Origin of the sequence: Frankia sp. Cppng1_Ct_nod (assembly GCF_920656135.1) — a bacterium.
In the GTDB taxonomy this organism is placed as follows: domain Bacteria; phylum Actinomycetota; class Actinomycetes; order Frankiales; family Frankiaceae; genus Protofrankia; species Protofrankia meridionalis.
This window is the reverse complement of record NZ_CAKKTK010000016.1, coordinates 13,554-39,101: the sequence shown is the minus strand read 5'-3', so window position 1 is coordinate 39,101 and position 25,548 is coordinate 13,554. Positions and strand designations below refer to the sequence as shown.

General features: G+C 68.8%; 23 protein-coding genes and 1 pseudogene. 7 read left to right on the top strand and 17 right to left on the bottom strand.

Features of this window, described 5'->3' with window-relative positions:
* The first annotated feature begins 202 nt into the window (after nucleotides 1-202).
* Nucleotides 203-2,545 (top strand): DEAD/DEAH box helicase, encoded by a 2,343-nt coding sequence (locus NBW77_RS07300; RefSeq protein ID WP_207387213.1) that lies wholly within the window; start codon nucleotides 203-205, stop codon nucleotides 2,543-2,545.
* Nucleotides 2,546-2,614: 69 nt separating this feature from the next.
* On the opposite strand, the pseudogene NBW77_RS22325 reads toward NBW77_RS07300, so the two are convergent.
* The 8 genes and pseudogenes from NBW77_RS22325 to NBW77_RS07265 all read right to left on the bottom strand — a co-directional run.
* A pseudogene (locus NBW77_RS22325) lies at nucleotides 2,615-2,980 on the bottom strand (Rv3654c family TadE-like protein); the annotation flags it as partial.
* Complete coding sequence (locus tag NBW77_RS07295; protein ID WP_165486333.1) at nucleotides 2,977-3,384, bottom strand: TadE family type IV pilus minor pilin; 408 nt, start codon at nucleotides 3,382-3,384, stop codon at nucleotides 2,977-2,979. The gene NBW77_RS07295 and the pseudogene NBW77_RS22325, both read right to left, overlap by 4 nt.
* 44 nt (nucleotides 3,385-3,428) lie before the next feature.
* Entirely contained in the window at nucleotides 3,429-3,707 is a 279-nt protein-coding gene (locus NBW77_RS22745) for a DUF4244 domain-containing protein (RefSeq protein WP_131749232.1), read from the bottom strand.
* A 188-nt stretch (nucleotides 3,708-3,895) separates the two neighbouring features.
* Entirely contained in the window at nucleotides 3,896-4,933 is a 1,038-nt protein-coding gene (locus NBW77_RS07285) for a type II secretion system F family protein (RefSeq protein ID WP_131749153.1), read from the bottom strand.
* Complete coding sequence (locus tag NBW77_RS07280; protein WP_131749151.1) at nucleotides 4,930-5,874, bottom strand: type II secretion system F family protein; 945 nt, start codon at nucleotides 5,872-5,874, stop codon at nucleotides 4,930-4,932. The genes NBW77_RS07285 and NBW77_RS07280 overlap by 4 nt, the downstream gene beginning before the upstream one ends.
* Nucleotides 5,868-7,280: a TadA family conjugal transfer-associated ATPase gene (locus tag NBW77_RS07275; protein ID WP_242606128.1), complete on the bottom strand. Its 1,413-nt coding sequence runs from the start codon at nucleotides 7,278-7,280 to the stop codon at nucleotides 5,868-5,870. Before NBW77_RS07275 ends, NBW77_RS07280 begins: the two co-directional genes overlap by 7 nt.
* Nucleotides 7,277-8,395: a septum site-determining protein Ssd gene (gene ssd / locus NBW77_RS07270; protein WP_131749149.1), complete on the bottom strand. Its 1,119-nt coding sequence runs from the start codon at nucleotides 8,393-8,395 to the stop codon at nucleotides 7,277-7,279. The genes NBW77_RS07275 and ssd overlap by 4 nt, the downstream gene beginning before the upstream one ends.
* 368 nt (nucleotides 8,396-8,763) lie before the next feature.
* A complete protein-coding gene (locus tag NBW77_RS07265) occupies nucleotides 8,764-9,648 on the bottom strand; it encodes a Fic family protein (protein ID WP_131749147.1) in 885 nt (294 codons plus the stop codon).
* 540 nt (nucleotides 9,649-10,188) lie between these two features.
* On the opposite strand from NBW77_RS07265, the gene NBW77_RS07260 reads away from it, so the two are divergent.
* Complete coding sequence (locus tag NBW77_RS07260) at nucleotides 10,189-10,659, top strand: phage holin family protein (protein ID WP_131749229.1); 471 nt, start codon at nucleotides 10,189-10,191, stop codon at nucleotides 10,657-10,659.
* A 104-nt stretch (nucleotides 10,660-10,763) separates the two neighbouring features.
* Nucleotides 10,764-11,678, top strand: a complete 915-nt coding sequence (locus NBW77_RS07255) for an alpha/beta fold hydrolase (protein ID WP_131749145.1) — start codon at nucleotides 10,764-10,766, stop codon at nucleotides 11,676-11,678.
* 25 nt (nucleotides 11,679-11,703) lie between these two features.
* Here the strand turns inward: NBW77_RS07255 and NBW77_RS07250 are convergent, their stop codons facing one another.
* From NBW77_RS07250 to nth, 4 genes are read right to left on the bottom strand one after another with little or no spacing between them, the layout of a single operon-like run.
* Nucleotides 11,704-12,888, bottom strand: a complete 1,185-nt coding sequence (locus NBW77_RS07250; RefSeq protein WP_131749143.1) for a MarP family serine protease — start codon at nucleotides 12,886-12,888, stop codon at nucleotides 11,704-11,706.
* Between the two features lie 20 nt (nucleotides 12,889-12,908).
* A complete protein-coding gene (locus NBW77_RS07245; RefSeq protein WP_250279476.1) occupies nucleotides 12,909-13,430 on the bottom strand; it encodes a cupredoxin domain-containing protein in 522 nt (173 codons plus the stop codon).
* The gene (locus NBW77_RS07240; protein ID WP_502799450.1) at nucleotides 13,430-14,224 is read right to left on the bottom strand and encodes an NUDIX hydrolase; all 795 of its coding nucleotides are present in this window, start codon (nucleotides 14,222-14,224) and stop codon (nucleotides 13,430-13,432) included. The genes NBW77_RS07245 and NBW77_RS07240 overlap by 1 nt, the downstream gene beginning before the upstream one ends.
* Complete coding sequence (nth, locus tag NBW77_RS07235; RefSeq protein ID WP_502799449.1) at nucleotides 14,221-14,952, bottom strand: endonuclease III; 732 nt, start codon at nucleotides 14,950-14,952, stop codon at nucleotides 14,221-14,223. Before nth ends, NBW77_RS07240 begins: the two co-directional genes overlap by 4 nt.
* A 125-nt stretch (nucleotides 14,953-15,077) precedes the next feature.
* On the opposite strand from nth, the gene NBW77_RS07230 reads away from it, so the two are divergent.
* Together NBW77_RS07230 and NBW77_RS07225 are read left to right on the top strand one after the other, a co-directional pair.
* On the top strand, nucleotides 15,078-15,314 hold the full coding sequence (locus tag NBW77_RS07230) for a hypothetical protein (protein ID WP_131749223.1): 237 nt from the start codon (nucleotides 15,078-15,080) through the stop codon (nucleotides 15,312-15,314).
* Between the two features lie 331 nt (nucleotides 15,315-15,645).
* The gene (locus NBW77_RS07225; RefSeq protein ID WP_284346895.1) at nucleotides 15,646-16,227 is read left to right on the top strand and encodes a Crp/Fnr family transcriptional regulator; all 582 of its coding nucleotides are present in this window, start codon (nucleotides 15,646-15,648) and stop codon (nucleotides 16,225-16,227) included.
* Nucleotides 16,228-16,312: 85 nt separating this feature from the next.
* Here NBW77_RS07225 and NBW77_RS07220 read toward each other — a convergent pair whose 3' ends face one another.
* The 5 genes from NBW77_RS07220 to sp36 all read right to left on the bottom strand — a co-directional run bounded on the left by NBW77_RS07220 (nucleotide 16,313) and on the right by sp36 (nucleotide 22,795).
* The gene (locus tag NBW77_RS07220; RefSeq protein ID WP_250279475.1) at nucleotides 16,313-20,062 is read right to left on the bottom strand and encodes a tetratricopeptide repeat protein; all 3,750 of its coding nucleotides are present in this window, start codon (nucleotides 20,060-20,062) and stop codon (nucleotides 16,313-16,315) included.
* 261 nt (nucleotides 20,063-20,323) lie between these two features.
* The gene (locus tag NBW77_RS07215; protein ID WP_131749139.1) at nucleotides 20,324-21,148 is read right to left on the bottom strand and encodes an MBL fold metallo-hydrolase; all 825 of its coding nucleotides are present in this window, start codon (nucleotides 21,146-21,148) and stop codon (nucleotides 20,324-20,326) included.
* Nucleotides 21,145-22,077 carry an NUDIX hydrolase gene (locus NBW77_RS07210; RefSeq protein WP_131749137.1) on the bottom strand — a complete coding sequence of 311 codons (933 nt, stop codon included), beginning with the start codon at nucleotides 22,075-22,077 and terminating at the stop codon, nucleotides 21,145-21,147. The genes NBW77_RS07215 and NBW77_RS07210 overlap by 4 nt, the downstream gene beginning before the upstream one ends.
* 10 nt (nucleotides 22,078-22,087) lie before the next feature.
* Nucleotides 22,088-22,630 carry a RidA family protein gene (locus tag NBW77_RS07205; RefSeq protein ID WP_250279474.1) on the bottom strand — a complete coding sequence of 181 codons (543 nt, stop codon included), beginning with the start codon at nucleotides 22,628-22,630 and terminating at the stop codon, nucleotides 22,088-22,090.
* Nucleotides 22,631-22,633: 3 nt separating this feature from the next.
* Nucleotides 22,634-22,795 carry a Sp36 family protein gene (gene sp36 / locus NBW77_RS07200; protein WP_131749135.1) on the bottom strand — a complete coding sequence of 54 codons (162 nt, stop codon included), beginning with the start codon at nucleotides 22,793-22,795 and terminating at the stop codon, nucleotides 22,634-22,636.
* Nucleotides 22,796-22,952: 157 nt separating this feature from the next.
* Between sp36 and bagA the strand changes: the two genes are divergently transcribed.
* The gene (bagA, locus tag NBW77_RS07195) at nucleotides 22,953-23,975 is read left to right on the top strand and encodes an ATPase BagA (RefSeq protein ID WP_175324780.1); all 1,023 of its coding nucleotides are present in this window, start codon (nucleotides 22,953-22,955) and stop codon (nucleotides 23,973-23,975) included.
* Nucleotides 23,972-25,183 carry an ArsA family ATPase gene (gene bagB, locus NBW77_RS07190; protein WP_131749131.1) on the top strand — a complete coding sequence of 404 codons (1,212 nt, stop codon included), beginning with the start codon at nucleotides 23,972-23,974 and terminating at the stop codon, nucleotides 25,181-25,183. Before bagA ends, bagB begins: the two co-directional genes overlap by 4 nt.
* Nucleotides 25,184-25,548: the final 365 nt, after the last annotated feature.

Genomic DNA, 25,548 nt, shown 5'->3' with positions numbered 1-25,548 from the left:
CGCGGACCCGTTGGAGCCGGATTGCATGGTGTGGCCGCGTCCACCAGACTCCCCGAGGCCTCTGTACGCGCAAAAAGACCGTGATCGCGTACCTTTTTGGTCACGCCCGCCGGCCATACAGCTCCACCCGCCGTCGGTTTACCGCAGGGGCCCGGTGCATGCTCGGGCATGTACCGGGCATCCTCGCCTACCCTGGGCGACCGTGGGCGGAACCGTGGTGCCTGGCGGAGCGTCGGATCGTGGCGCAGTCATTCTTGATCGACTTTTTGCGGACGTCCGCCGGAGTGGGTGTGTCACGCATGTCGAGCACGTTCCGGCCCGGGTCGGAACGCGGGTGCCCTGGCCGGAGTGGGTTGATCCTGTACTGGTCTCCCGGCTGCGCGCTGCTGGGATCGACGGACCGTGGACGCATCAGGCGCATGCCGCCGAGCATGCTCATGCCGGGCGCAGCGTGGTGCTGGCTACGGGTACGGCATCGGGAAAGTCGCTGGCATACCTCATGCCGGTGCTCAGCAGCCTGCTCGCCGACCCGTCTGCCCGCGCACTCTACCTCGCACCCACCAAAGCGTTGGCAAACGACCAGCTCCGCGCGGTTCGGGCGCTCACCCTCACGGCGGTACGTGCTGCCACCTATGACGCCGACACCCCGGCGTCCGAACGCGACTGGGTCCGTGCCCACGCGACGTTCGTACTGTCCAATCCGGACATGCTGCACCGCGGTGTGCTGCCGTCCCATCGGCGGTGGGCCGCGTTCATGAGGGGTCTTCGGTACGTGGTGGTCGACGAGTGCCACGGGTACCGAGGGGTCTTCGGTTCCCATGTGGCGCATGTCCTGCGGCGGCTGCGACGCGTGGCCGCGCGCTACGGGTCCACGCCCGTGTTCGTTCTGGCCTCGGCGACGGTGTCGGACCCGGGGCGTTCCGCCGGGCAGCTGACCGGACTTGACGTCGAGGTCGTCGATGATGACGCCTCTCCGCGGGGGGCGAAGAGGTTCGTACTGTATGAACCTCCGCTTTACAAACCCCCGTTTCATGGTGAAAGAAGCACGACGGTCCGGCGTTCCGCGACCGCTGAAGCCTCGGATCTGCTCGCGGACCTCGTGGCCGACGGCGTCCGTACGCTTGTCTTCGTGCGGTCGCGCAGGGCGGCGGAGGCGATCGCGCAGTCGGCCCGCCGTGCGCTGTCGGAAGTGTCGGTGGATCTCGCGGACCGGATTGCGGCCTATCGCGCGGGCTACCTGCCGGAGGAACGCCGGATGCTGGAGGCCGACCTGCGTTCGGGCCGGCTGCTCGGTGTCGCCGCGACGAATGCTCTCGAACTGGGCGTGGATGTCACCGGGCTGGATGCCGCTGTCATCACGGGTTATCCGGGCACGCTTGCGTCGCTGTGGCAGCAGGCAGGCCGCGCCGGCCGCAACGGCGAGGGAGCCGTCGCGGTCCTGGTCGCCAGGGATGATCCCCTTGACACCTATCTCGTCCACCATCACGAGGCCGTGTTCGGCCGGCCGGTCGAGGCAACCGTGCTGGACCCCGACAACCCATACGTCCTGGGCCCGCATCTGGAGTGTGCGGCAGCGGAACTGCCGCTGATCGAAGCAGATCTTGGCTTGTTCGGGCCGGCGGCACGCCTGGCAGTCGACGACCTCGTCCAGCGCGGTCGACTCCGCCGACGGCCGGCGGGCTGGTACTGGACGCATCGCCATCGGCCTGATGTTGATATTCGTGGGGTTGGTGGCCCGCCCGTGAGGATTGTCGAGGCATCGACCGGACGTCTGCTCGGAACGGTGGACGCCGCGACGTCGCACTCGACGGTCCACCGTGGCGCGGTGTACCTCCATCAGGGCAGTTCCTACATCGTCATCGAATTTGACCTTGATGAGGCGGTTGCGTTCGTGGAGGCGGACACGCCCGACTGGACGACTTCGGCCCGGGAGATCACCGAGATCCGGGTGGTGGAGTCGATCCGCTCCCGGATCGCCGGCGACGTCGAGCTGCACCTGGGAACTGTCGAGGTCGGCAGACAGGTGGTGGCCTTTCAGCGACGCCTGATCGGTACCGGGCAGGTGGTTGGGGAGGACCCGCTCGATCTTCCCCAGCGGCACCTGCGCACTCGGGCAGTCTGGTACACGGTGACCGAGGGACTGTTGGCCGAGGCGGGGATCGACGAGGATGATATCCCCGGCGCGGTCCACGCCGCCGAACACGCCGCGATCGGTATCCTCCCGCTGTTCGCGACATGCGACCGGTGGGACATCGGGGGAGTGTCGACCGCGCTGCATCCGGACACGGCCCGGACCACGGTGTTCGTCTACGACGGCCATCCGGGTGGAGCTGGTTTTGCCGAGCGGGGCTTTCTGCGCGGCCGACAGTGGTTGCGTGCAACCCGAGATGTGATTGCGGCCTGTGAGTGCGCTGTCGGATGCCCGTCGTGTGTGCAGTCGCCGAAGTGCGGCAACGGCAACGAGCCGCTGGACAAGCCAGCCGCACGCCGGCTCCTGGAGGCGGTTCTGCGGCGGCTCGATCCCACCGGACCGGACTGCCTGTAGGGCGCCGGGCGTGACGCTTATCGGGCCTGTAGTGCTTATCGGGCCTGTAGTGCTTATCGGGCCCGCACGGGCATGGGCGACCAGCGGGCCGAGGCCGGCGAGCGCTCCAGGAAGATCGATTCCCGCGGTGATTTCGACGGTGTCCCCCGATACCACACAGGACAGAACACGGCCGTGATTTGCGAGCCCGATGCCGCGGGCACGGACACACATCGATGCCGGATCGCCGGATGGGATGCTCGCGGCAGCGAGCGCCGCCATGTCGGCCGCGTTGGCTGCCCGCTGGCGGCAGACGGCAATCATCGAAACCGTGAGGACGACGCTTGTGATCGTCCCCAGGACCAGAATTGCCGAGAGCGTGAGGATGGTCGCCGATCCTGTGTCGTCCGAACATGGCAGCCGCGTTGTCACCGTCCACCTCCCGGTGATTTTCATGAATTATCGGGAATGGAGGTGTATCGGATTTTTTCCGATATCTCCCTCGGTGCCGTGGAGGACATTGTGATGTTGATATCAGGAGCGATATCGGCGAGTATGCCGATTGCGTGGGTGCTGAATCTGACTTCTACCACGATGACGTCATCGCCGCGTCTGATGGATATCTCGGATCCTGGCGGAGCCGCTCTGGTGGACCATCCACGGACTATTTCGTCGGTTTCTCCGCGAGCGGCAGCACGGGCTCCGATACGAGCGGCCTCCGCGCACTGCGCCTGAATTGAAACGGCACCGACAAGCCATATTGCGATCAGTAGGACGAGTATCAGCGACGGTATGGCAACGGCCAGCTCGGCTGTTGCCTGGCCGCTGTCCGGAGTCTGGCCTCCTGGGGTGTTGCCCATTCCACGACCGGGAGCATGACGCCTGCGCATCGGGGCCACCCGCGTCAGAAGGTGACCGACAGCGCTCGGTTGACCAGACCGGTCAGCAGGGACCGCGTCGCAGAACTGTGGATCACACCATAGAGGACGGTGGCGAAGCCGACCGCGGCAACTGTGCCCACCGCGTATTCCGCGGTTGACATCCCCGCGTCGCCACGGCGTCTTGGAAAGTCTGCGGCCGGGATCGTCCACCGGTTGGCTCGGTGGCGGTGTGAAGGGTCGCCTGTCAGGTATGGCAGAGCGCCCACGAATATCTTCGCAAGCAGCTCCTTCCATCGAGTCATGAGCAGAGTCCCGCGTGATGGTGGTGTGGGCATGACGGGTGACCTCCGGTTCGCCGGCCCAGCATTTTACGGAAATTTCAGGCTTGACATATATGCACTTGGTCCGTGTGACAAGAATGCCGCGGGAAGCCGGTCGTGGCGAGAGCAATGACCGCTGTGTGGATAAGCGGCTCGTTGTCCACAAGCTGTCAGAGGATTGCCAGGCCCGAGCCCGCCCCGATGACGACCGGCACGACCCCCAGCGAGATGAATGCGGGCAGAAAGCACAGTCCCAGCGGTGCGACCGCGGCGACCCCTGCCCGGCGTGCCGCGGCCAGTGCATGTTCCTGTTGGCGTACCCGGGTCTGGTCCGCGAGCCGTTCCAGGGTCATGGCCAGCCTTGCCCCTGAGTCCTCGGTGCGGTGCAACGCCCGTGCGAATGCGGCTATCTCGTTCGAGCCCGGTGCGGGTCTGGAACCCGATGCAAGCATGGCTGGGCCGGCTCCTGCCCACCGGCTCGGGCCGGGTCGAGTCCGCCGGCCGGGATCGAGTAGCCGACGACAGGCTTCCGCCGGAGACGCGCCGAGGCGCAGACCACGACTGACGATGCCCAGTTCCGCCCCGAGCGGACCGGCAACCGCCTCAGCCACGATATCCAGAGCGGTCACGATGGGCGCACCGGCCGTCAGACAGGCTGCGATGAGGTCGAGGGCCAACGGAAGATCGGCGGCGAGGAGTTCGCGTTGACGCTGCTCGTCGCGTGCTGGCCTGTAGGCCAGCACGCGAACCGCGACCACCCCGACGGCGGTCCCGGTGAGTAAGCCGACGGGGCCGGGAAACAGGACGACGGGACCGAGCCCAGCCGCGACACCGACCCCGACTCTCCGGATCGCCGACCAGCTCACCGCTGGTCGCGACGGACCGATCAGCTGGCTGCTGGCCGGGTCGGGGCCTGATACCCCGCTGTTGGGCAGGTGCTCGTTCGGCAGCAGCCGGTCCGATACGGCGTCCGCTCCGGCCGGTGGGCGGAGCGTGAGCGCGCGGAGCCGGGCGCGATCACCGAGGGTCGTCGTCCCGATCAGCCAGGCCGCTGACGCCATGCAGATGGCAGCGACGGTGAGCAGCACCTCCCGTTGGTGGTGCGTGGTCGGCGACAGCTGTTTCCCGGCGGCAAGCAGGTGGAACGCCATGATCCTGGCTGCTGATCCGCTGATGACCACCGTGGCCGGCGCAGCTCGGGCAGTCACCGTGACACCCCCGCCGTCGACGATGGGTCAGTCGTACTGACGCGATCATTGCCAGTCGGGCTGCGTCTTTGGGCAGCGTCGGTGAGTCGGTTGATCCATGCGAGCCCGGCGAGGTCAAGTGTCACGCCGACCGCAAGACAGGCGGTTCCGGCCGGGGTACCGAGCAGGATCTCGAGCGGGGAAGCACCCAGTAAGGCCCCGAGCGCAATACCGACAACGGGCAGGGATGCGACCAGTCGCCCCGATGCCCGCGGTCCGGCGAGCGCCGCGGTGATCTCGCCGTCCTGCTCGCGCTCGGCGCGAACCACGATGGCAAGCCTGTTGGCCAGGGGGGCCAACGGGATACCGGCGTTCTGACTGACTCGCCATGCCGCTGCGAGCTGGCGTAACGTTGGCGTCTCAAAGCGAGCCAGAACCACCGCCGGGTCTGCCCCGTGGGCGAGTTCGGCATCCAGGGTCAGGGGCTCGTCGATCGGGGTGTCGTTGCGCCGACCGGTCTGGCGGACCCGTGTCTGGCCAGTTGCGTCAGCGACATCGTGGACGGCTGAGCGCAGCGCCTCGGTCGGGCTGAGACCCGCTTCGAGTTCGGTGGCAAGGGCGGACAGTACTTCTTCGGCGTGCGCGCGTTGCGTGTTGCGCCGACGCCGGACCGAGGTCCGGTGTAGAGCCCGTCGGGTCGCCCAGAAGCCAACGATGCCGGTGTAGGCAGCCACCGGACCGAGACCCGCGCCGATTACAACCGTCGCGATCGCCAGAAGCGTTGGTGGCATCCAGGAGCCGGTAACCGGCAGGCGTAGCCGTCTGGTCGGCTCGTCGGCCGGCCTGCTGGCGTTCTGCTGCGTCCCCGTTGACCGGACCGCCGGGGGACGCCGTCCGATCGGCCCCACGGCGAGTGCGGCGGCGCCGGCGCAGCAGCTGGCGGCGAACGCCGTCGTCAGCACAGCCGGCTCCCAGCCGTTGTGTCGCCGAGCATGCGCGGGACCCCGCGTGTCCCGAGCAGCCTGTCGAGGATGTGCGCGCCCGGACCGGCCATGACGATTCCGGCTGTGCTCGGGTTGATCGTGGCTTCCGGCGGAACGTGGTTCCCTGGTTGTATGCGATCCCCCGATGGTGCGTGGTAGCGCACCCGCACGGCGTCCAGCACGCGCACCAGACCGTCCTCGTCGCGATGCAGTACGCCGATCTCGGTGAGTCGGCGGATGCCATCACGGTTTCGGCTGATGTGGACGACGGCCTGCACTGCCGAGGCAAGTTGGCTGTGCAGGGCTGCACGGTCGAGCCCCGCGAGCGAGGCGAGGGCCTCGAGGCGGGCCGGGACATCGGCCGCCGTATTGGCATGCACGGTGCTGAAGCCTCCTTCGTGGCCTGTGTTGAGCGCCACGAGAAGGTCCACGACTTCGGCGCCGCGGACCTCGCCGACCACTATCCGATCGGGCCGCATCCGCAGTGCCTGGCGCACCAGATCGCGTAGGTTGATCCCGCCGGCACCCTCGATGTTGGGCGGGCGGGACTCCAGACGGACGACATGAGCCAGCTCCGCGACGAGTTCGGTGGTGTCCTCCACGACTACGACCCGCTCGCCCGGGTCCACCTGTCCCAACAGTGCGCCCAGCATTGTCGTCTTGCCTGAACCTGTGCCGCCCGTTACCAGGGTCGCCAGGCGGGCCTGGACCACCGCGTCCAGCACGTCGGCCATGACGGACGGGATCGTTCCGGTTGAGACGAGGCTGTCCAGTGTGAATGGTCGCCGTCTGGGTACCCGCAGCGACAGACAGGTCCCTGTCACCGCGACCGGGGCGAGTACCGCGTGCAGGCGGGTGCCGTCGCCGAGTCTCGCGTCAGCGAACGGAGTCGCCGCGTCGAGACGTCGCCCGGTCGCGGCGGCCAGCCGGACCGCGAGGCGGCGTACCGCATCGTCGTCGGCGAAGGTGATGTCGCATCGCTCGATCCCGGTGCCGCGGTCAACCCAGACCTCACCGGGTCCGTTGACGAGGATGTCGGTGACGGATGGGTCGGCCAGCAGCGGTTCGAGCGGGCCGGCGCCGACAAGCTCCGACTGCAGCAGCCGGTGTAGTGCGAGGGAGTCGCTGTCGGCGGGGCCGGTCTCCTCTCGAACGGCCACGGCGATCCTTGAGGAGGTCAGGGCTCCGTCCGCGTCGGCCAGCCGGCGACGGATGCCTGCGAGCAGGGTTTCGTCGGGTTGCGGGCCGCTTGCGACTCCGGAGGAAGCTGCCGAGAGTGGAGTGGGTCTGGAACGGTCCGGTCCGGTCCGTTCGACCGCGATGGGATCAGATGGCCGGCGGGGCAGGGGCACGGCGGCCGGTCTGTCGGTCGGATACGCGCTCACGCCGCTACGTCCGAGTGCGTCAGCCCCAGGTCGCTGAGGATCCGCATCCCGACCCGGGCCAGTGAGCTGCGGCGGCGGCTGCCCGGCGGTTCTCCCCGTTCCAGTCCGGTTGCCAGGCCATGGTCGTGCCGGAGCACCCCGGCGACCGGTAGTGCGAGCGCGTCGGAGACGGTGACGGCGTTCAACCGGGCCGGACCTGGAAGCCGCACGACAACACGAACGTCCGCGCAGTGCCGGTTGGCCGTGTCGCAGATCCGAGCGGCAGCGGCGATCGCGCGGACCTCGGCCGGCACGACGACAAGGATGATTTCTGCCATCTGCATCGCGATCGCGGCGGCCTGGTCGGGAAACCGGGGAAGGTCGACAACAAGGAGATCCTTGCCGCGCCTGGCGCCGGTCAGCATCGAGGTCATCACGGAAGGTGGGATCGCGGTCGGGCTGATCCGGTCCCAGGACAGCACTGCGAGGTCCCCGAGGGACGGAAGGGCCTCGGTCGGTATCCGGCGTGGCATCCGTCCGCGGGCGGAGGTCAGGTCTGGCCACCGCAGGCCGGGCCGGTCCTCGATTCCGAGTGCGAGGTCGATGCCTCCGCCAAGGGGGTCGGCGTCCACCAGCACCGTGTTGAGATCGCGGCGGAGGGAGGCGAGTGCCAGGGCGATCGCCAGACTGGTGGCTCCAGCGCCACCACGACCGCCGATCACGCCGACCACGAGGGCACGGCGCTGGTCCGACTCGGCGGCGTCGACGAACAGGTCGAGCATCCAGGCCTCGGCATCGGGCAGAAAAGCCACGTGTTCAGCGCCGATGCGGACCGCAGCTTCCCACACACCGCCGTCGTCAAGGTCGGAGCTGATGAGGACGACGCCACGGCGTCGTGGCAGCCCGGCAGCGACGCATGCGGTTACCCGGTCGGTGCCGACGACGACCAGCGGGGCGTTGTTCCAGTACCTGCGGGCGAGCTGCGCATCGGCGACCGCGTCCACGGTGACGCCGGCCGCGGCTGCAAGGCGTAGCAAGTCGTCAAGCAGTTGTGGCTCGTCGGTGACCACCAGCGGGCGGGTGCTCGGTTCGGGCTCGGATTCGGTGAGAGTCAGAACGGGCGGTGCGGATGTCATGGCAGGGCCCTTCCGTCGTCAGGGGTGGGGACGGGCGTTCACCATGACGCATCGAGGGCCTGTGGAGGATTCCTCCTCCACAGGCCCTCGATATGCTGTAATAAAGGTTTCTGTCCCGAATCGGGAATCACTATCGGCGTAACCGTGAGGCTCTGCGCGATCAGGCACCAGGCTGGTGGACGGCTCCCGTTCGGGGGCGTCGCGGGAGCCGTCCGGTGGGACCTTGTCGAGATCCCACGAATGCCGGACGAGGATGCGGAACTTGGGCAAGGCTGCGGGACTCGTCTCGCAGCCACGTGCCTACCCGGCGGGACATCGGTGAAACCGCCGACCAGGATGATTGAGAAGAACGACTCGAGCGGGATCGTTCAGTTCGTCCGGGCGATGGCCTCGCAGACGGCGAGGGATTCGCGGGCGCCCAGCTCCAGGGCACGGGCGTAGTGGATGATCCAACGGCCGACGCCGTCGGCCCCTGCCGCGGTGTAGGCGCGTGCCGCGCCGGCGTAGTCGTCGGCGGATGCCTGCGCCGCTTCGACGTGTCCGACGTCCGTCGCGGTCACGGCCTTGGGATCGAGGCCCCGGCTGATGAGCACCAGCCGCCCCGCAGCCCGGGCGACGATGCCGTCGAACCTGCCGAACGGGCGGACGGCCAGCAGTTCGCCTTCCACGATCGCGGCAACGATGATTGCCGGTGCGGTGGTCCTGGCCAGGAGTAGTTCGGTCAGCCCGCCGAGGCGTGCGGCGGTCTCGCCGGGCGCCGGCGCCGGGCCCAGGCCGAGGGGATCCGCCGGGTGCGTGGTGTCGAGGGCCTCCGGTCCGGACCGATCCGCGGCACGGGGCCGGCCGAGATCGGCGTCCGCGATGAGGCCGCGCGCGACGAGCATGTGCATCCGGGCGAGTGCCTGACGCGGCGCTCGTTCCCAGGCGCTGTGAAGTGTTCCGAGCTCCGCGTAGAGCCGGACCGCGCCTAGCGTGACCTTGATGGATTCTCCGGCGTCGGCGGTCGGCGTGGATGGATCTCGGGCGAGGTGTGTGCGCAGGCCGTCCAACCCGATGTCGTAACCTTCCAGTGCCGCTGACGCCCGCGCGGTCCGCAGCGACGCCTCGGCGGTCACCTTGGCGCTGTCGCGACGCATGACCCGGTGACGTAGCAGGGTGTCGACGGATGTTCGGGCAGCGGTGACCGAGTCGGTCACGCCCGGCAGAGCCGCGAGGCGCGCGAGAGGGTCCGACTCGGCGGCAACAGCGGTCATTGTCCGTACGCTACCGTCTGTGCGCCGCGGGGATGAGTTGTTGGGCGCCCGTCCGATCGTATCCGTGCGATGCCGCCGGATAACCCGTCCGTACTCGGACTTTCCATTGATCTTGTTGCAAGCGGCGAACGGGATGGATCCCATGGTTCGTCCGCCGGGCCACGTGCACCCGAAAGTCCGGGCGGGATGGCCCGATCCGGCCAGGTGTGCGTATCACAGCGCGTCCGGGCAACGGTAAGGCTCCGAACGCGGCAGACTGCGCACAGAAGGGTCCCGCGGCAGGAACAGGAAGCGGCAGTGATGCGGGATCCGCCATCAGTTCGGACGCGGGGGAGCTGCCGGCCATCTCGGACGTGGTCCATCCCCGTTGAACGACCACGGACGAGCGTGGCGGATGTGTTGAACCGTTGCCGACCGGGCACCATCTGGTGACCTGGACGGTATCGGGCGTCACGCGGTGCCGCTGCCAGCTCGATGCGGCAGCCCGCGTCCGCGGAGGACAGCCCGTGCCCAGAAGGAGGATCAACGGTGTCGACCCCCATGCAGGACCGCTCCACCGGCCGAGACGCGACACTCGGCGAACTTGTGGCTGTCGCGACGAGGGACATGTCGCTGCTCGTCCGGCAGGAGATCAATCTCGCGAAGGCGGAACTGTCGCAGCAGGCGATGTCCGCCGCGATCGGCGCCGGGTTTCTCGGGGCCGCTGCCGGGCTTGGCCTGGGTGCTCTGCTCGCGGTGACGATCGGGCTCGGTGAGTTGTTCACCTGGGCGGGAGTCGAACGGTTCTGGTCGTACTTCCTGACCGCCCTGCTCTACCTGGTCGTCGCCGGTCTGCTGAGTCTGTTCGCGGCGAACCGGTTGAAGAAGCTTTCGCCACCGGAGCGCACGCTGCAGACGGTCAAGGACGACATAGCGTGGCTGAAGAACCCGACGGCGATCGTGGAGTCCGGAGGAAACCACTCCGATGGACGGTCGGGAAGCTACTCGAGAAACGGGGCGTCCGTTCACTGAACGGTCGACACCTGCCTGCGGGACGCCAGGTGTCGACCGGCAGGTCGGTCCAGGCAGGTCGGTCCAGGCAGGTCGAGCTCGAGTGTCTGTCATTGTGACGTGTGATGGAGTCCGCCGTTCCAGAGGTCAGCGCCGTCCTTGTGGACGGACCGTGGCGACACCGTGACGTCTCTACCAACGGCACCCGCTTGCACGTGGTCGAGCTCGGAGAGGGCCCGCTCGTGCTGTTGCTGCACGGCTTCCCGCAGTTCTGGTGGGCTTGGCGGCATCAGCTCACCGGCATCGCGGCCGCTGGTTACCGGGTGGTGGCCGCGGATCTGCGTGGCTACGGCGCCAGCGACAAGCCCCCTCGCGGGTATGACGCGTTCACCCTGTCCGACGATGTTGCCGGGCTCGTCCGGGCGCTCGGCGAATCCGACGCGGTGATTGTCGGGCACGACTGGGGTGGCCTGGCGGGCTGGACGACGGCGGCGCTGTGCCCGCAGCTTGTGCGCAGCCTGGTGGTGATCTCAACGCCACATCCGTTGCGACTGCGGCATGAGATGGTGGCCAGTCCGCGCGGGCAGGGGGTTACCGGTCGACACCTGATCGCCTTCCAGCTTCCGTGGCGTCCGGAGCGACTGCTGGTTGCCGATGACGCGGCCTTTGTCGGTCGGGTGTTGCGCCTGTGGGGCGGGCCGGGCTACCCGGACGTCGAGGCGGAGCGTCGCTACCGTGAGGCGATCCGCATCCCGGGTGTCGCGCACAGCTCACTTGAATACCACCGGTGGGTTTTCCGTTCGCTGTTCCGGCCGGACGGGGCGCGGTTCGCGGCGGCGTTGCGCCGTTCGGTGACGGCTCCGACCCTGCATCTGCACGGTTCCGCGGACCAGTGCATGCTTGCGTCCACCGCCCAGGGCTCGGGACGTTACGTGAGCGGTCCCTACACCTGGAAGCTGCTGGACGGGGTGGGCCACTTCCTTCCCGAGGAGGCCCCGGAAACCGTCACCAAGGAGATCCTTTCCTGGCTCGCCCGTTGATCATCAGCGCGTCCGGGCAGCCTTCTCAGTCGCAGCCCTGGGTGCTGACAGCAGTGGTCGCGACCCGGCCGACAGCGGCTGAGTCGTTCACCTCGGTGGTGGTCAGCGCGTACCCGGTGTTCGAGTCGTTTGTCGCGGCCGCGAACACGACGCCGTAGACGGTGCCCTCCTCGGACAGCAACGGCCCCCCGGAGTTTCCCGGCAACACCTGGCCGCGGACGGCGTAGATGTCGCGCAGCACAGTGCCCTGCGAGTAGATGTTCGGCGCCCTGGCCGTCTGGCGGTTGCGGATACGCGCCACCGCGGTCGTGTATGAGCCGTCCTGCGGATATCCGGCGACAACCGCGTCGTCCCCGGCCCGGCCCGGTGGATCAGCCTGGAAGGCCAGTGGTGTCCGGTGCAACCCGGGTACGTACAGAACCGCGATGTCGGTATTCGGATCGAACAGCACCACCCGTGCCGGCATCGCGGTGTTGCCCACCTCGACCTGCGGCCGAGGGACACCAGCGACGACGTGGGCGTTTGTCATGACTCGCTCCGTGGCATAGACGAAGCCGCTGCCCTCGACCTGTTTGGAGCATGACGGCGCCACGCCGCGGATCTTCAGAATGCTGGCCGACGCCGTTCTGACCGCCTGGGTGTCGGCCGCCCCCGCGTCCGGTGCCTCAACGGGCACGATCCGTTCCCCGCCGAGGCTGGAGAAGACCTCGGGAAAGCCGTTCTGGTCGACGAGTTGGCGCAGGTCGGCGAAGGCGCCGCGGACGGTGTCCGGCATGACCGCGTCGACGGTTTTCAGTACCTCGGACCTGCGGACATGCTCGGCGAGGGTGTTGAAGGGGGAGCGGTCGACAGCGGTTGCCAGCAGCCATGCCACGAGCAGCACCGAGATCGCGGACAGGGCCGCACCCGCCACGGAGTCGACGGTCTGGCCTGGACGCCAGGTGAGCCGGTTGCGCACCCCCGCGCCGATGGCGGTGGCTGCGACCTGTCCGATCAGGGCGAGTCCGAGGACGACCAGGATGCCGACGACGGCGCCGTCCGCCTCGGCGCCGATGAGCCGTGCGAACGGTGCGGCGATGTTCGCGCCGAGGACGCCGCCGCCGAGGAAGCCGACGAAGGACAGCGCGCCGACGACGAAACCCTGCCGGTAGCCGGAGACGCCAAAAATAATCATGGCGAGGAGCAGGATGACGTCGAGAATGTCGAACATGTTTGGCGACCCGGTATCCGTTAGCTGATCGTCAGTGTGCCCTGCATGCTCGGGTGGATCGTGCAGACGAACCGGTAGTTTCCAGGCTTGTCCACGGTGAACGTGACCGACCGCGGCCGGTCGACCGAGGCGAAGTCGGTTCGGGCGCCAGAAATCGATTCGACCACGAGGTTGTGCGGAGGAGAGCCGGACTCGACCGTCAGGTTTACGGTGATCTTCCCAGGTCCGGCGATCAGTGTCGATGGCGAGAACTTCAGAGCGGCCGTCCCGACCACGTTGAACACCTGGACGCCGTTTTCGATCTTTGGTGTGGCGCTGGTGACGACCGTGGACGAACTGGTCGGTGCACTGCTCCCACAGCCCGCAAGGCCGAGCACGGCAAAGATGACGGCGAGCGCGGCGATGATTGCCTTACCGTGACGCCGCGGCCGGTCACCGCCGGCCCGGAGGCGCCGGGTAGTGCCCGGGCAGGTCATCGCGTTCATGGTTGCCTCCGGTCCGTTGCCGACCGGGCTGACCGTATCGCCCGCATGCGCACTCATTATTCGGAGTCGCCTCCCAGCTCCGACGCCCGGCTTCCCTCGGTGGTCCCGGTCGCGGTCGGTGTCGGGGCCTTGACCTGTTCGGCGGGCAGCCATGGGCGCTCCCAGCCGCCCATCCGCAGCAGCGCGTCGAGCAGCCCACCGGTGAAGCCCCAGATGAACATTCCGCGGGTGCGGAAGGCCGGGCCGACATGTCCGGTCCGTGCGTGGTGGACCAGCACCCGGTTCGCCGGATCCGCGAGCTCCGCGACGGGCACCCGCGCCACCGCCGACGTCTCGCTCGTGTCCACCGGTGCCACGGGGCACGGCGTGTGCCACCAGGCCAGGACCGGTGTTACCAGGAAGTGACTGGGTGGCAGGTAGAGGGCGGGTCCGGCGGCCAGCACCTGGACACCCGCCGGGTCGAGCCCGACCTCCTCCTGCGCCTCCCGAAGTGCGGTGGCGACCGGGGAGGCGTCCCCGAGGTCGGTGGCTCCGCCGGGGAAGGCCGGCTGGCCGGCGTGGCTGCGCAGGTCGGGCGCGCGTTCGATGAGCAGGATGTCCGGCCCGTCCGGGCTGTCGCCGATCAACATGAGCACGGCCGCGGGACGTGCGCCGGAACGTCTCATGACCGGCGGCCGGGAGCGGGAAAGCTGGTCCGGACGGGATGTGTGCAGGGCCTTGGCGAGATCGGCGAGCCAGTCGGGTCCGGCCGGGCCGTCAGCGGACCCCGGCGCGGCCCGCGCCTGGACGCCCTGGGCACGCAGGGAGGGCTGGTGGGCTCCGGTGCTGTCCGGACGCGGGGCCGTGTTCACCCGACCGCTTCGGTATCTGCGCGTACCAGCCGGCGGGCCTCTTCCGGCGTGGTCGGGCCGAGCCCGAACGACGGACACAGCCGGGCGAGGCCGCACGCGCCGCAGGCAGGACGCCGGGAGTGACAGATCCGCCGGCCATGAAAGATCATTCGATCTGAGGCGGTCGTGTAGTCGCGCCGCTCAAGCAGTTCGGCGAGGTCGCTTTCGACCTTGACCGGATCGGTGCTGCCGGTGAGTCCGAACCTGCGGGACAGGCGTCCGACATGGGTGTCGACGGTGATGCCCGGGATGTCGAAAACATGTCCGAGTACGACGTTGGCGGTCTTGCGGCCCACGCCGGGCAGCGTCACGAGGTCGTCCAGGCGTCCGGGTACCGTGCCGGAGAAGCGTTCGACGAGGGCCGCGCCGATGCCGATGATCGAGTTTGCCTTGGCCCGGAAGAATCCGGTCGGTCGTAGGAGGGCCTCGAGCTCCGCGCGATCGGCCGCGGCGTAGTCGGCGGCCGTGCGGTATCGCGCGAATACCGCGGGGGTGACCTCGTTGACCTTCTTGTCGGTGCACTGCGCGGACAGGACGGTCGCGACGAGGAGTTCGAGCGGGTTGCTGAAGTTCAGGGCGATCCGGGCGTCCGGGTGGAGTTCACCGAGAATACGAACGATCTTTCGGGCCCGCCGTGTCCGCGCGAGCGGGCTCTCGGTCGCGGTGTCGGCGAGGGCGGTCACGCGCACCAGGATATCCGGCGGATGGATCATTGATGCGGTCGGTCCTCGACCCCGGTGTGTCCAAAGTCGCAGGACACACCGGGACCCCGGTTGCCGGTTACACACCGTCGTCCTTCACCATGGTGCCCGCCATGTTTCTGATTGCCGCGATCTCCTTCCCGCTCGTGCTGCTCGCCCTGCTGCTTGCCATGGAGCGAGTGGAACGTCCTCTGCGCGCCGCCGACTCGGGGCAGGGTCTGGAGCGTTTCCTCGACAACGCCCGTCCGGACGAGGTGAACACCTTTGTCTCCCAGGGGCTGCCGGCCGCTCTGGAGCGCTACCGCCGACGTTTGCGTCGGTCCGCGCCGGGTAAACACCGGGCAGCCTGACGGCCGGACCGCAGGTCCCGGCCCGACCATTGCCGATCACACTTTTTGTTACTGATAGTTATCAAATCTGTCGGTGTGTATGCAGCCGTGTGGTTGATGCGGTCACCCATCGAGCTCGGTGGGTCGTAAATACCCGGATTGGACCCAACTGTTCAGGACCCGACAGCCTCTCGGGGCTTCCAGGTCGTGCCCTTTGGCTCCACTCCTGGCATGCTCGGACGCCGTGGACGATCTGCTTGCCCGTGTTCCCATGTTTGCCGGCCTTTCCGAACAGGATCGGCAGGCCCTAAATGATCATCTTGAACGACAGAGTGTCGCTCGAGGTGACGTATTGTTTCGTGAAGGTGAAACCGGAGACCGTGTCTTCGTCATCCTTGCCGGGAAGGTCAAGATCGGGCGGACCGCGTCCGACGGACGCGAGAACCTCCTGATCGTGATGGGTCCCGGCGACATGTTCGGTGAAATGTCGCTGTTCGACCCTGGACCCCGGACCGCGACCGCGACCGCGGTAACGGACGCGTCGTTGGTCTCGCTGGAGCACACCGCGTTGCGGCCGTGGCTGGCCACCCGTCCCGAAGCAGCCTCAGGGCTGCTGCGGGTACTGGCCCAGCGCCTGCGTCGAACCAACGACTCCATGGCTGACATGGTCTTCACCGATGTGCCCGGCCGGGTGGCCAAAAACCTTCTCGATCTCGCCGAACGGTTCGGTGAGCCGGCCCAGCCGGGCAACGAGGCGGCCGGGGTCCGTGTCGAGCACGGCCTCACCCAGGAGGAGCTTGCCCAACTGGTCGGGGCTTCCCGCGAGACGGTCAACAAGGCGCTCGCGGACTTCGCGACCCGTGGCTGGCTGCGGCTGGACTCCCGCGCGGTCGTGCTGCTCGACCGGGAACGGCTCGCCCGCCGCGCTCGTTAGGTCCGGCCTGAGGGGGCACAGGCCGGTCCGACTACCCACCGGCAGGTCCTGGACAGCGCGACCGGCGCGCTGTCCAGGACCTGCCTCATGCCTGGGCTGTCGGCTCCGCGGCCAGCGTCGGCACTGCCGGCGGCAGGGTCTGCGGCATTGACCGGTTCGTCGCGGAGTTGGTCGCCCCGGCATCCGGGACGGTCGGGATCTTCGACTCGTTCAGTAGCGTGGCGAGAAGCCTGCGGGTCTGCGGAACCTCACTCACCGCGCCCGTCGCCGTCGCCGCGGCCAGTGCCTTCTCATAGGCGGCCCGGCCCTCGGCCGGCTTGCCGCTGGCGACCAGGACGTTGCCCAGCGCCCGCCAGGCCAGTACCTGGGCGCGGATGTCCTCCGCTTCCACCTCGACCGCACGCCGGGCCACAGCCAGCGCCTCGGCGGGCCTGCCCGCGTCGAGGAGGGTGCCGGCCAGATGCGCATACGCCTGACGGCGCGGGAACAGCAGGGTTGCCGGTTCTCCCGCGGCCAACGCCTCCTCCAGCAGGAGGATCGACTCCTGGAGGCGTCCACGGGCCCGCGCGACCTGGGCGGCCAGGACCTTGGCTCCGAGCTGGGCATGGGGTTGCAGTTCAAGGCCGTCGAGCGTTTCCAGAGCCAGGGTCGCGGCCTGCTCGGCGGAGTCGAGCAGGCCGGCATCGAGCCGGGTGAGCCCGAGCAGCACCAGGGCGAAGGCCCCGACCACCGCGTGGCCGCCCACGTCGGCGGCCGCATGGGCGTTCTGCAGGTGCGCCGCGCCCCGCTCCGGATCGCCGGCGCCGCGGGCGGCAAGACCCTTGGCCACGAGAGTGAACGCGGCTCCCCACGTGTCGCCGGTGGCCTGGAACAACTCCGCCGCCCGCTCGGCGCCGGCTTCCGCCTCGGCAATGTCCCCGAGCTCGGCGGCGGCGACCGCGTCGATGGTCAGGCACACGGCCAGACCCCACCGCTCGCCCAGCGACTCGGCCATCTCGGCCAGTTCCCGCGCGACTTGGCGGGCGCGGCTGAGCTGACCGGACAGCAGCCAGACCAGTGCCTCGGTTCCCGCGCACCAGCCCAGACCACCGGTGTCATCGAGCCGCCTGAAGACCTCCGAGGCATCCCGCAGGTACTTCTCGGCGTTCGGGTAGTCCCCTCGGGTCGTCGCGCTCCAGGCAAGATGCTGGAAGGCCCAGCCGACCCCTCTGGGGTCACCGACCCGACGGGCCAGGGTCAGTGCGTCGGTGAACCGCTTCTCGGCGTGGCGGACCCGACCAGCGGCGTACTCCAGCAGGCCGAGCTGGCGCAGCGTCGCGGCGACCAGCCGGTCGCTGCCGGCGCGCTGGGCTTCCTGCAGGGCGGTGACCAGCGCGGTCGCTGCCTCATCGTCCCGCCCCTGTTTGTGACGGAGATCGCCGAGGATGCCGTACGCGGCGGCCCGAAGTTCGGGTGTGGTCACTCGCAGGGCCGGCCGTAGGGTGCGTTCGGCCTCGTCAAGACGGCGCAGCGACGCCAGTGCCTCGGCGTGCAGCACCACCGCTGCGAGATCGTCGAGCTCACCGACGATTCCGCGGCCGAGCCGACGGGCACTGATGATCAGATCGATCGCGCTGCGGTGGTCGTCGCGGGCCAGCGCCGAGCGGGCGACCCGTACCAGGGCGTGAAAGCCGGCTTGGCGGGCCGACCACGCCGGGTCGGACGGGGGAAGCGCCATGGACGCCGCCAGGTCGTGGGCACGCTCGGCATGGTGCCCGACAAAGGCCGCGACATCCCCCTCCGAGCCGCTCAGGGACTCCACACCCCACAGGGCCGCGGCGGCGTGCCGGCGCGCACGTTCGACCTTGGGCAGACCGGCGTAGGCCACGTCCCGGGCCATCGGGTGGACGAACGTCCACATGGGATCACCGGGATGCGGCGGCCTCAGGAGTTGACGTTCGGTGAGGGTCTCGAGCGCCCGGTGAACCTGGTCTCCTCGGCGGTCCTCGAGCGCGGGCAGTGCCCCCGCGGGGAACCGACTGCCGAGCACCGACGCCGATCGGAGGACGGCCTTCGCGATCGGATCGAGGTCGTCGATACGGGCGGCCAGTACCGACTGCACTCCGGCCGGCAGAGTGGTCTCCGGCAGCGATCCTTCGAGCACCCAGGCGGCCGGCCCCGGGGCGGATGAATCCGCCTTGGCCCGCGGGCGGCGCCGCGGCTCCGGCGCGGTGAACGCGTCGGCAGACCCGATGGCCAGGTTGTCGGACTCGGGACCCCGGTGGAGTACTCCTCGGTCGACCAGCAGGTTCAGCAGCTCGGTGAGGAAGAACGGGTTTCCGTGCACTCGGCCGAGCAGCGCGGTGCGGGCGGCCTCGTCCAGTTCGGCGCCGCCCAGGTAGTCCCGCAGCAGCCTGGCCGCGGCGGTTTCCGGTAGCGGTGCCAGCACGAGCAGCTCCGGGTCCGGAAGGTCGGTCAGCGTCGGGGCCTCGCGGTCGAGCAGGAGGAGCAGGACAGGCCCGCGCAGCCTGCTCGCGAAGCGTCGCAGGCCCTGCCACAGCGCGGTTGTCGCCCATTCCAGGTCATCCAAGATGATCACAAGTGGGCCGTCGTTGGCCAGTCCTCCGAGCAACACGGCCACGTCGTCGACGATCGCATCGACGGCCCGGACCCCGGGACCGTCAGGATGACCCTCACGACCCGCCGGGTCCCCTGGTGGGGTGTCCGATGTCACCGTCGAACGGCCTCTGGGCGGAACGCCCAACAGGGCGAGCAGCTTGTCCGCAACGCCACCGGGGATCCGGGTGCGCGCCGCCGGATGCTCGAGCCGGCTGACGGTACGCCGTACCCGTTCGGCGACCCGGTCGGGGCTGTCGCCCTCCCCGACCCCGCAGGCCGTGCGTACCACGTCCATCAGCGGCGCGAGGTCACGGCCGTCACCGTGGCGGACGGTGCGGCCCCACAGCACCCTCGCGTCCGGCTGCGCTCCCGCCTGGCGGGCGAGTTCCACGGCAATGCGGGTCTTGCCGATCCCCGCCTCGCCGGTGATGACGATGGTCCGTGGCCGGCTCTGCGCGACAACGTCGCGGAAAGCGGACAGGAGCACCGCGAAGTCCGGATCGCGGCCGGTGAACGGCGCGTCGTCGCCGTGCCCCGGCCGGGCGACGTTCGACGGCCGCAAGCTGACCAGCTCGTAGGCGGGTACCGGTTCACGCTTGCCTTTGAGCTTCAGCGCCGGCAGCGGTCGCCAGGTCGCCACCGAGGTCGTGGCCACCACCGTCCGGTGTCCCGCGTATACCGCGCCCACGGCGGCGGCGTCGGACAGCCGAGCGGCGGTGTTGACCGTGTCACCGATCACCGTATAGGTCAGCGACGCCTGGACGCCGGCCAGGACCTCGCCGGTGTTGATCCCGACCCGCAGGCCGAGATGGCGTCCGCCGCCGGCTTCGTCGGTGACCAGTCTGCGGACGGTCTCCTGCATCGCGGCTGCCGCACGCACAGCCCGCTCGGGGTCGTCCTCGTGCGCGGTCGGCGCACCGAAGACCGCCATGATGCCGTCCCCGGTCAGGTTGTCGACCCGTCCACCGACTTCGGCGACGTCCCGGGCGAGTGCGGCGAGTACCCGGTCGGTGACCTCCCCGACGCGTTCGGGGTCGAGGTCCTCGGCCCAGGCGGTGAAGTCCGAGAGGTCACCGAACAAGACGGTGACCACCCGGCGTTCGGCGCCCTCGTCGGCGTTCGGGCCGTTCTCCGTCTGTAACGGCAGCCCGCAGTGGAAACAGAACCGCCCACCGGGGACGGCGGGAGTGCCGCATCTGGGACAGCGCAGCGTTCCAGCAAGAGGCGATGTGATCATTATGACGCCCGGATCCGGCTGAAGCAGGGGTCCGGCCACGACGTCTGGCCAGCTTGCCCGATATATCGGGGTTGCCGGTATCGCGTCCAGGGCCGAGACCTTCTGAAGCGGTCGGACAAATGCGGAGCGTTACGCACGGGTAGTCGCCTCCCGGCCGCGAGCATAAGCCAACCGTACGAGATCTTCTGGTCGTGCTGATCTTAATGGTTTCCGGGCGGGAAAAAGAGCCACCCGGGGTGTCCGGAACAAGTCCTTTCATACTTACGCATGGTGAGATTCTGGAAGCGCAGCCAGGTGGTGCCACCGCTCACGCAGGTAGTCGATCTGGGCGCGGACCGATAGCTCCGCCGCAGGCCACAGTGCGGGGTCGACGTCCGCATAGACCCGTTGCACGATCTCGGACGCCGTGGTGTCACCGGCCGTGAGAGCAGCCTGCACCTGGTCGAGGCGCGCCTGCCGGTGTGCGAGGTAGGCGTCGGCGGCACGGCCTGCGGCCGGCAGCTCGGGTCCGTGGCCGGGCAGGACCGTGACGTCGCCCAGGTCCCGCAACCGACGCAGGCTGGTCAGATAGTCGCCCAGTCGCCCGTCGGGATGCGCTACCACGGTGCTGCCCCTGCCGAGGATCGTGTCGCCGGTGAGGACGGCAACCTGATCGCCGACGAGCATGAACGACAGTGAGTCGCTGGTGTGCCCCGGGGTTGCGAGGACCCGGATCTCCACACCGGCGGCCGAGATCACATCACCTTCGGTGAGGCCTTCCTCGCCCAGGCGGTGCGTGATGTCAAGGGCGCGGACGGGAGCGGACGTCATGTCATGAAGGGGGCCGGCGCCCTCGCTGTGGTCGATATGACCGTGGGTGAGCAGGATGACATCAACCGGGCCAGCCGCCGCGATCGCCCCAAGGTGGCCGCGTTCGGGCGGTCCGGGGTCGACCACGACACAGCCGGTGGCGCCCGGGGCACGAAGGATCCAGGTGTTGGTTCCGTCCAGGGTCATCGGGCCGGGGTTGGGTGCGAGGAGCACCGACGCAAGCGCGGTCACCTCCCGGGGAACGGCCCGTTCGCCTGTCGGACTCGGATGTCTCATACGTCCCGTCCGTCGCCGTCGCCGTCGCCGTCGTGTACCGGGCCATAGCCGACGTCGTGCGGAAGCAGGAGTCGAGCCTCGCCACCGGCGATGACGATCCTCGGCAGGATCGGCCGGGTGTTCCTGGCCCCGGATGCCGTCAGAACGGCGTCGACACTGTCGTATTCGGCCAGCTCGGCGAGGGTGAGTGCGGTCGGCGGCAGCATGCCCAGCCGCCCCGCCAGATGCTCCTGGAGAGCTATCGAGGGTGACGTCCACAGCGTCCGGTCCGACTCGCCGGGGATGCGGCGGGTACGTTGCCCGGCCGGCATCGCGGCAACGAAGAACCGGGTGTCGTACCGGCGGGGTTCGATCTCAGGGGTGACCCAGCGTGCCCATGGACGCAACAGGTCGCCTCGCAGGCCGAGGCCGCGGCGAGTCAGCACGGCGGCAAGGCTTGCCTGCCGGCCTTCCAGCGCGAGGCGGTCCGACTCCCAACCGGGGTCGCTGACGTCGGCGACAGTGTCCGCGTCCGCTCCGGCGAGCAGCACCCCGCACTCCTCGAACGTCTCCCGAACCGCCGCGCAGACCAGCGCCCGAGCCAGCGCCGGCTCGGCTCCGAGCAGGTGCGCCACCCCTGCCTCGGGGGTGGCGAACCACCGCAGTTCGGCACCGATGTCGGCCGGGTCCACCTTGCCACCCGGGAACACGTACATCCCGGCGGCAAAGGCCATCGTGGATGCCCGGCGCAGCAGGCACACCTCGATGCCGCTCGCGCTGTTCTCGCTCCGGGCGTCACGCAGCAACACGACGGTGGCAGCGTCACGGGGTGGGGTCGGCGTGTCGTGATCCGGTCGGAAGGCGCGCGCCCGTTCGGCGAGGTCCGGCGGTACCCGCTGCCGTAGGCGGGCCAGCAGGTCGCCGGCCGCGTTACCTGTCAGATCAGCCATTCGGTAGATGTTAGTTGTTTTTGGCCTGACCGACAGTCGCGACCAACTCCACCTCGACGGGGGCGCCCAGGGGCAGGACGGCCACGCCCACCGCGGACCGGGCATGCCGGCCGGCATCCCCGAAGACCGCGGCGAGTAGTTCGCTCGCGCCGTTGACCACTGTGGGCTGGCCGGTGAACGCGGGCACGCTCGCGACGAACCCGACAAGCTTGACGATCCCCGTGATGGCGTCGAGACCGCCGGCAACCGCGGCTGCGGCGGCAAGGGCGTTCAACGCGCAGATCCGGGCCAGTTCCGCGGCGTGTTCAGGGGTAACCGAACCACCGTCGGCGGGCGTGCCGACCGGACCGACCGCCGCGAGGGTGCCGTCCAGCAGGGGCAGTTGCCCGGCGGTCCACACCAGATCTCCATGGCGGCGGGCGGGCACGTACGCGCCGGCCGGAGTGGGCACCGCGGGTAGCGTCAGGCCGAGTGCGGCGAGGCGACGCGACGGGGTGGTCGCGTCGGCCTGTCCGAGCCTCGGGTCAGGGTTCGGGTCAGGGTTCGCGGCCAATCTTCAGGATCCGTTCGTGGGCCGTTTGAAGTAGGCGACCAGGCTCTCCGGGTTGGGCCCGGGGACGATCTGGACGAGCTCCCAACCGTCTGATCCCCAGTTGTCAAGGATCTGCTTGGTTGCGTGGATCAGCACTGGTGCTGTCGCGTACTCCCACTTCTGCATGACCCGTGACCCTAGCAGGCCGAAGGGTGCGCGATCATGGTGCTTTTCGGGTGGCGGTAGGCCCCGAGGACGGGGTGCGGTGGCCGCCGCCGGAAGTTGGTCGGACGCCTGTTCATCCGCCGGGAAGGCCGGGACCAGGCCGGGTACGGTCGTCGGTGTGACGCCGCAGGAGACTCCACCGCAGGATGCTCCGCAGGGGCCTTGGTCGTGCCGCCTTCACGTGATCACCGGCAAGGGCGGTACCGGTAAGACGACGGTTGCCGGCGCGCTCGCGGTGGCGCTGGCCACCGGCGGTCGGCGTGTGCTGCTCACCGAGGTCGAGGGCCGCCAGCAGATCGCACAGTTGTTCGACACCCCGCCGCTGCCTTACGCCGAGCGCAAGGTGGCCAGTGCGCCGGGCGGCGGAGAGGTCTTCGCACTCGCCATCGACGCGGAGGAAGCGTTGCTGGAGTACCTGGAAATGTTCTACAACCTGCGCCGTGCCGGCAAGGCGCTGGGCAGGATCGGCGCCATCGACTTCGCCACCACGATCGCGCCGGGTGTTCGAGATGTCCTGCTCACAGGCAAGGTGAAGGAGGCGGTGAACCGCCCGGACGCGACCCGGGCCGGTGGGCGGGCGTACGACGCGGTGGTGCTTGACGCGCCGCCGACCGGTCGGATCGCCCGGTTTCTCAACGTGACGGCCGAGGTCGCGGGCTTGGCGAAGATGGGACCGATCCGCGCCCAGGCTGACAACGTGATGGCTGTGATGCATTCCGGTAGCACCGCGGTCCATCTCGTCACGCTGCTGGAGGAGATGCCGATCCAGGAGACCGTGGACGGTGTCTGTGAACTTCGGGCCGCAGGCCTGCCGGTTGGCGGTGTCATCGTGAACATGGTGCGGACGCCGCTGCTGGATGCGGGCGATCTCCAGCTGGCGAGCACGGGCCAACTGGATCTGGAGGGACTGGCTGCGGGCGTGAAGGGGGCCGGCCTCCGGCCCAGCGCGGAACTGGTTCACGCCCTTGCGGCGCAGGCCGCCCAGCATGCTCGCAGGGTGGTGTTGGAGACGGTGCAACGGCGTGAGGTCGAGGCGCTGGGACGGCCCGTCTACGAGCTTCCCCTGGTTGCGGACGGCGTGGATCTGGGTGTGGTCTACCAGTTCGCGGAGTTGCTGCGGACACAGCGGATGGTCGGGTGAGCGAGGCCGAGGGTTCCAGCGCGCCCCGGACGTCCAGCGGGTTCAGGACGTCCACGAGGGCGGTGCCGACGATGGACGTCGATGCCATGATCGACAATGAAAAGATCATTGTGTGTTGCGGGTCGGGTGGTGTCGGCAAGACGACGATCGCGGCCGCGCTCGCTCTGCGGGCGGCGGAACGCGGGCGCCAGGTGGTCGTGCTCACCATCGACCCGGCTCGTCGGCTGGCGCAGTCCATGGGCCTGACCGAACTGGACAACACCCCGCGGGAGGTCGCCGGGGTCGACCGTTCGGCCGGTGGTCGCCTCGACGCGATGATGCTTGACATGAAACGGACGTTCGACGAGATCGTCCTTGCCCACACGACTCCGGAACGGGCCCAGCAGTTGCTCGACAACCCGTTCTACCAGTCGTTGTCGTCCTCCTTCGCCGGCACCCAGGAATACATGGCTATGGAGAAACTCGGCCAGTTGGACGCGACGGGGAACTGGGATCTGATTGTCGTGGATACTCCACCGACCCGGTCGGCTCTGGACTTCCTGGACGCTCCCAGCCGTCTGGGAGCTTTCCTCGACGGCCGGTTGCTGCGGCTGCTGCTCGCCCCGGCAAAAACCGGCGGGAAAATGTATCTCAAGGTCGTCGGGGTTGGACTGGGAATGTTCGCCAAGGTCCTGACAAAGATTGTCGGTGCCCAGCTCCTCGCGGATGTCAGCCAGTTCGTGGCAGCTCTGGAAACCATGTTCGGGGGTTTTCGGCAGCGGGCTGAGCAGACTTATCAGCTGCTGGGCGCGCCTGGGACGTCGTTCGTCGTGGTAGCCGCGCCGGAGGCGGCAGCGCTACGGGAGGCATCCTATTTCGTGGACCGTCTGGACGCGGATGGAATGCCGCTTGCCGGGCTCGTCATCAACCGGGTTCACCCGACGAGTGCAGGCGCCCGCGGGCTGACCGCGGAACGTAGCCTCGCCGCGGCGGAAACACTTACCGAGCACGAGGAACATCCGTTGGTCGCGGCGGTGCTTCGGGTGCATGCCGAAAGGATGCGGATTTCCGCCCGCGAGGAACGGTTGCGGGAGCGGTTCACCAGCGCTCATCCCGACACGCCGGTGGCGGAGGTCGATGCGCTGGCCGGAGACGTCCACGATCTTGCCGGACTTCGGGACGTCGGAGCCGCGCTTGTCCGCGAGGGGGTTCTCGGCCGCGTCGGTTAGCGGCCGAGAAGGTCCCTCGGTCCTGGTCGTCCTGCCCCGGGACCTTTGTCTGCCAGGACTTTTATCCGCCAGATGATCTTTCTGTCAGGGCCGGCTGACGGTCAACCGGCCCTGCCTGTCGGCTGCGTCGCCGCGTTCTGCCGTAACCCTGATTGTTGTTATCTCATCGTCAAGATGTTGTCTTTTTGGCGACCCCGGCGTTCGGGGTATCTCGCTGGCATGTGATAGTGAGATGCTGGTTGGCTGCCGGAGGCCAAAGGAATCCATGACGAGTCGGACGGCAGGATCGTCGACAGGTGGCGAAGATGCGGACGACCCTGGTGACCAAAGGCTGCGCGATCATGGGTCCTTGCGCGCGGTCGAAG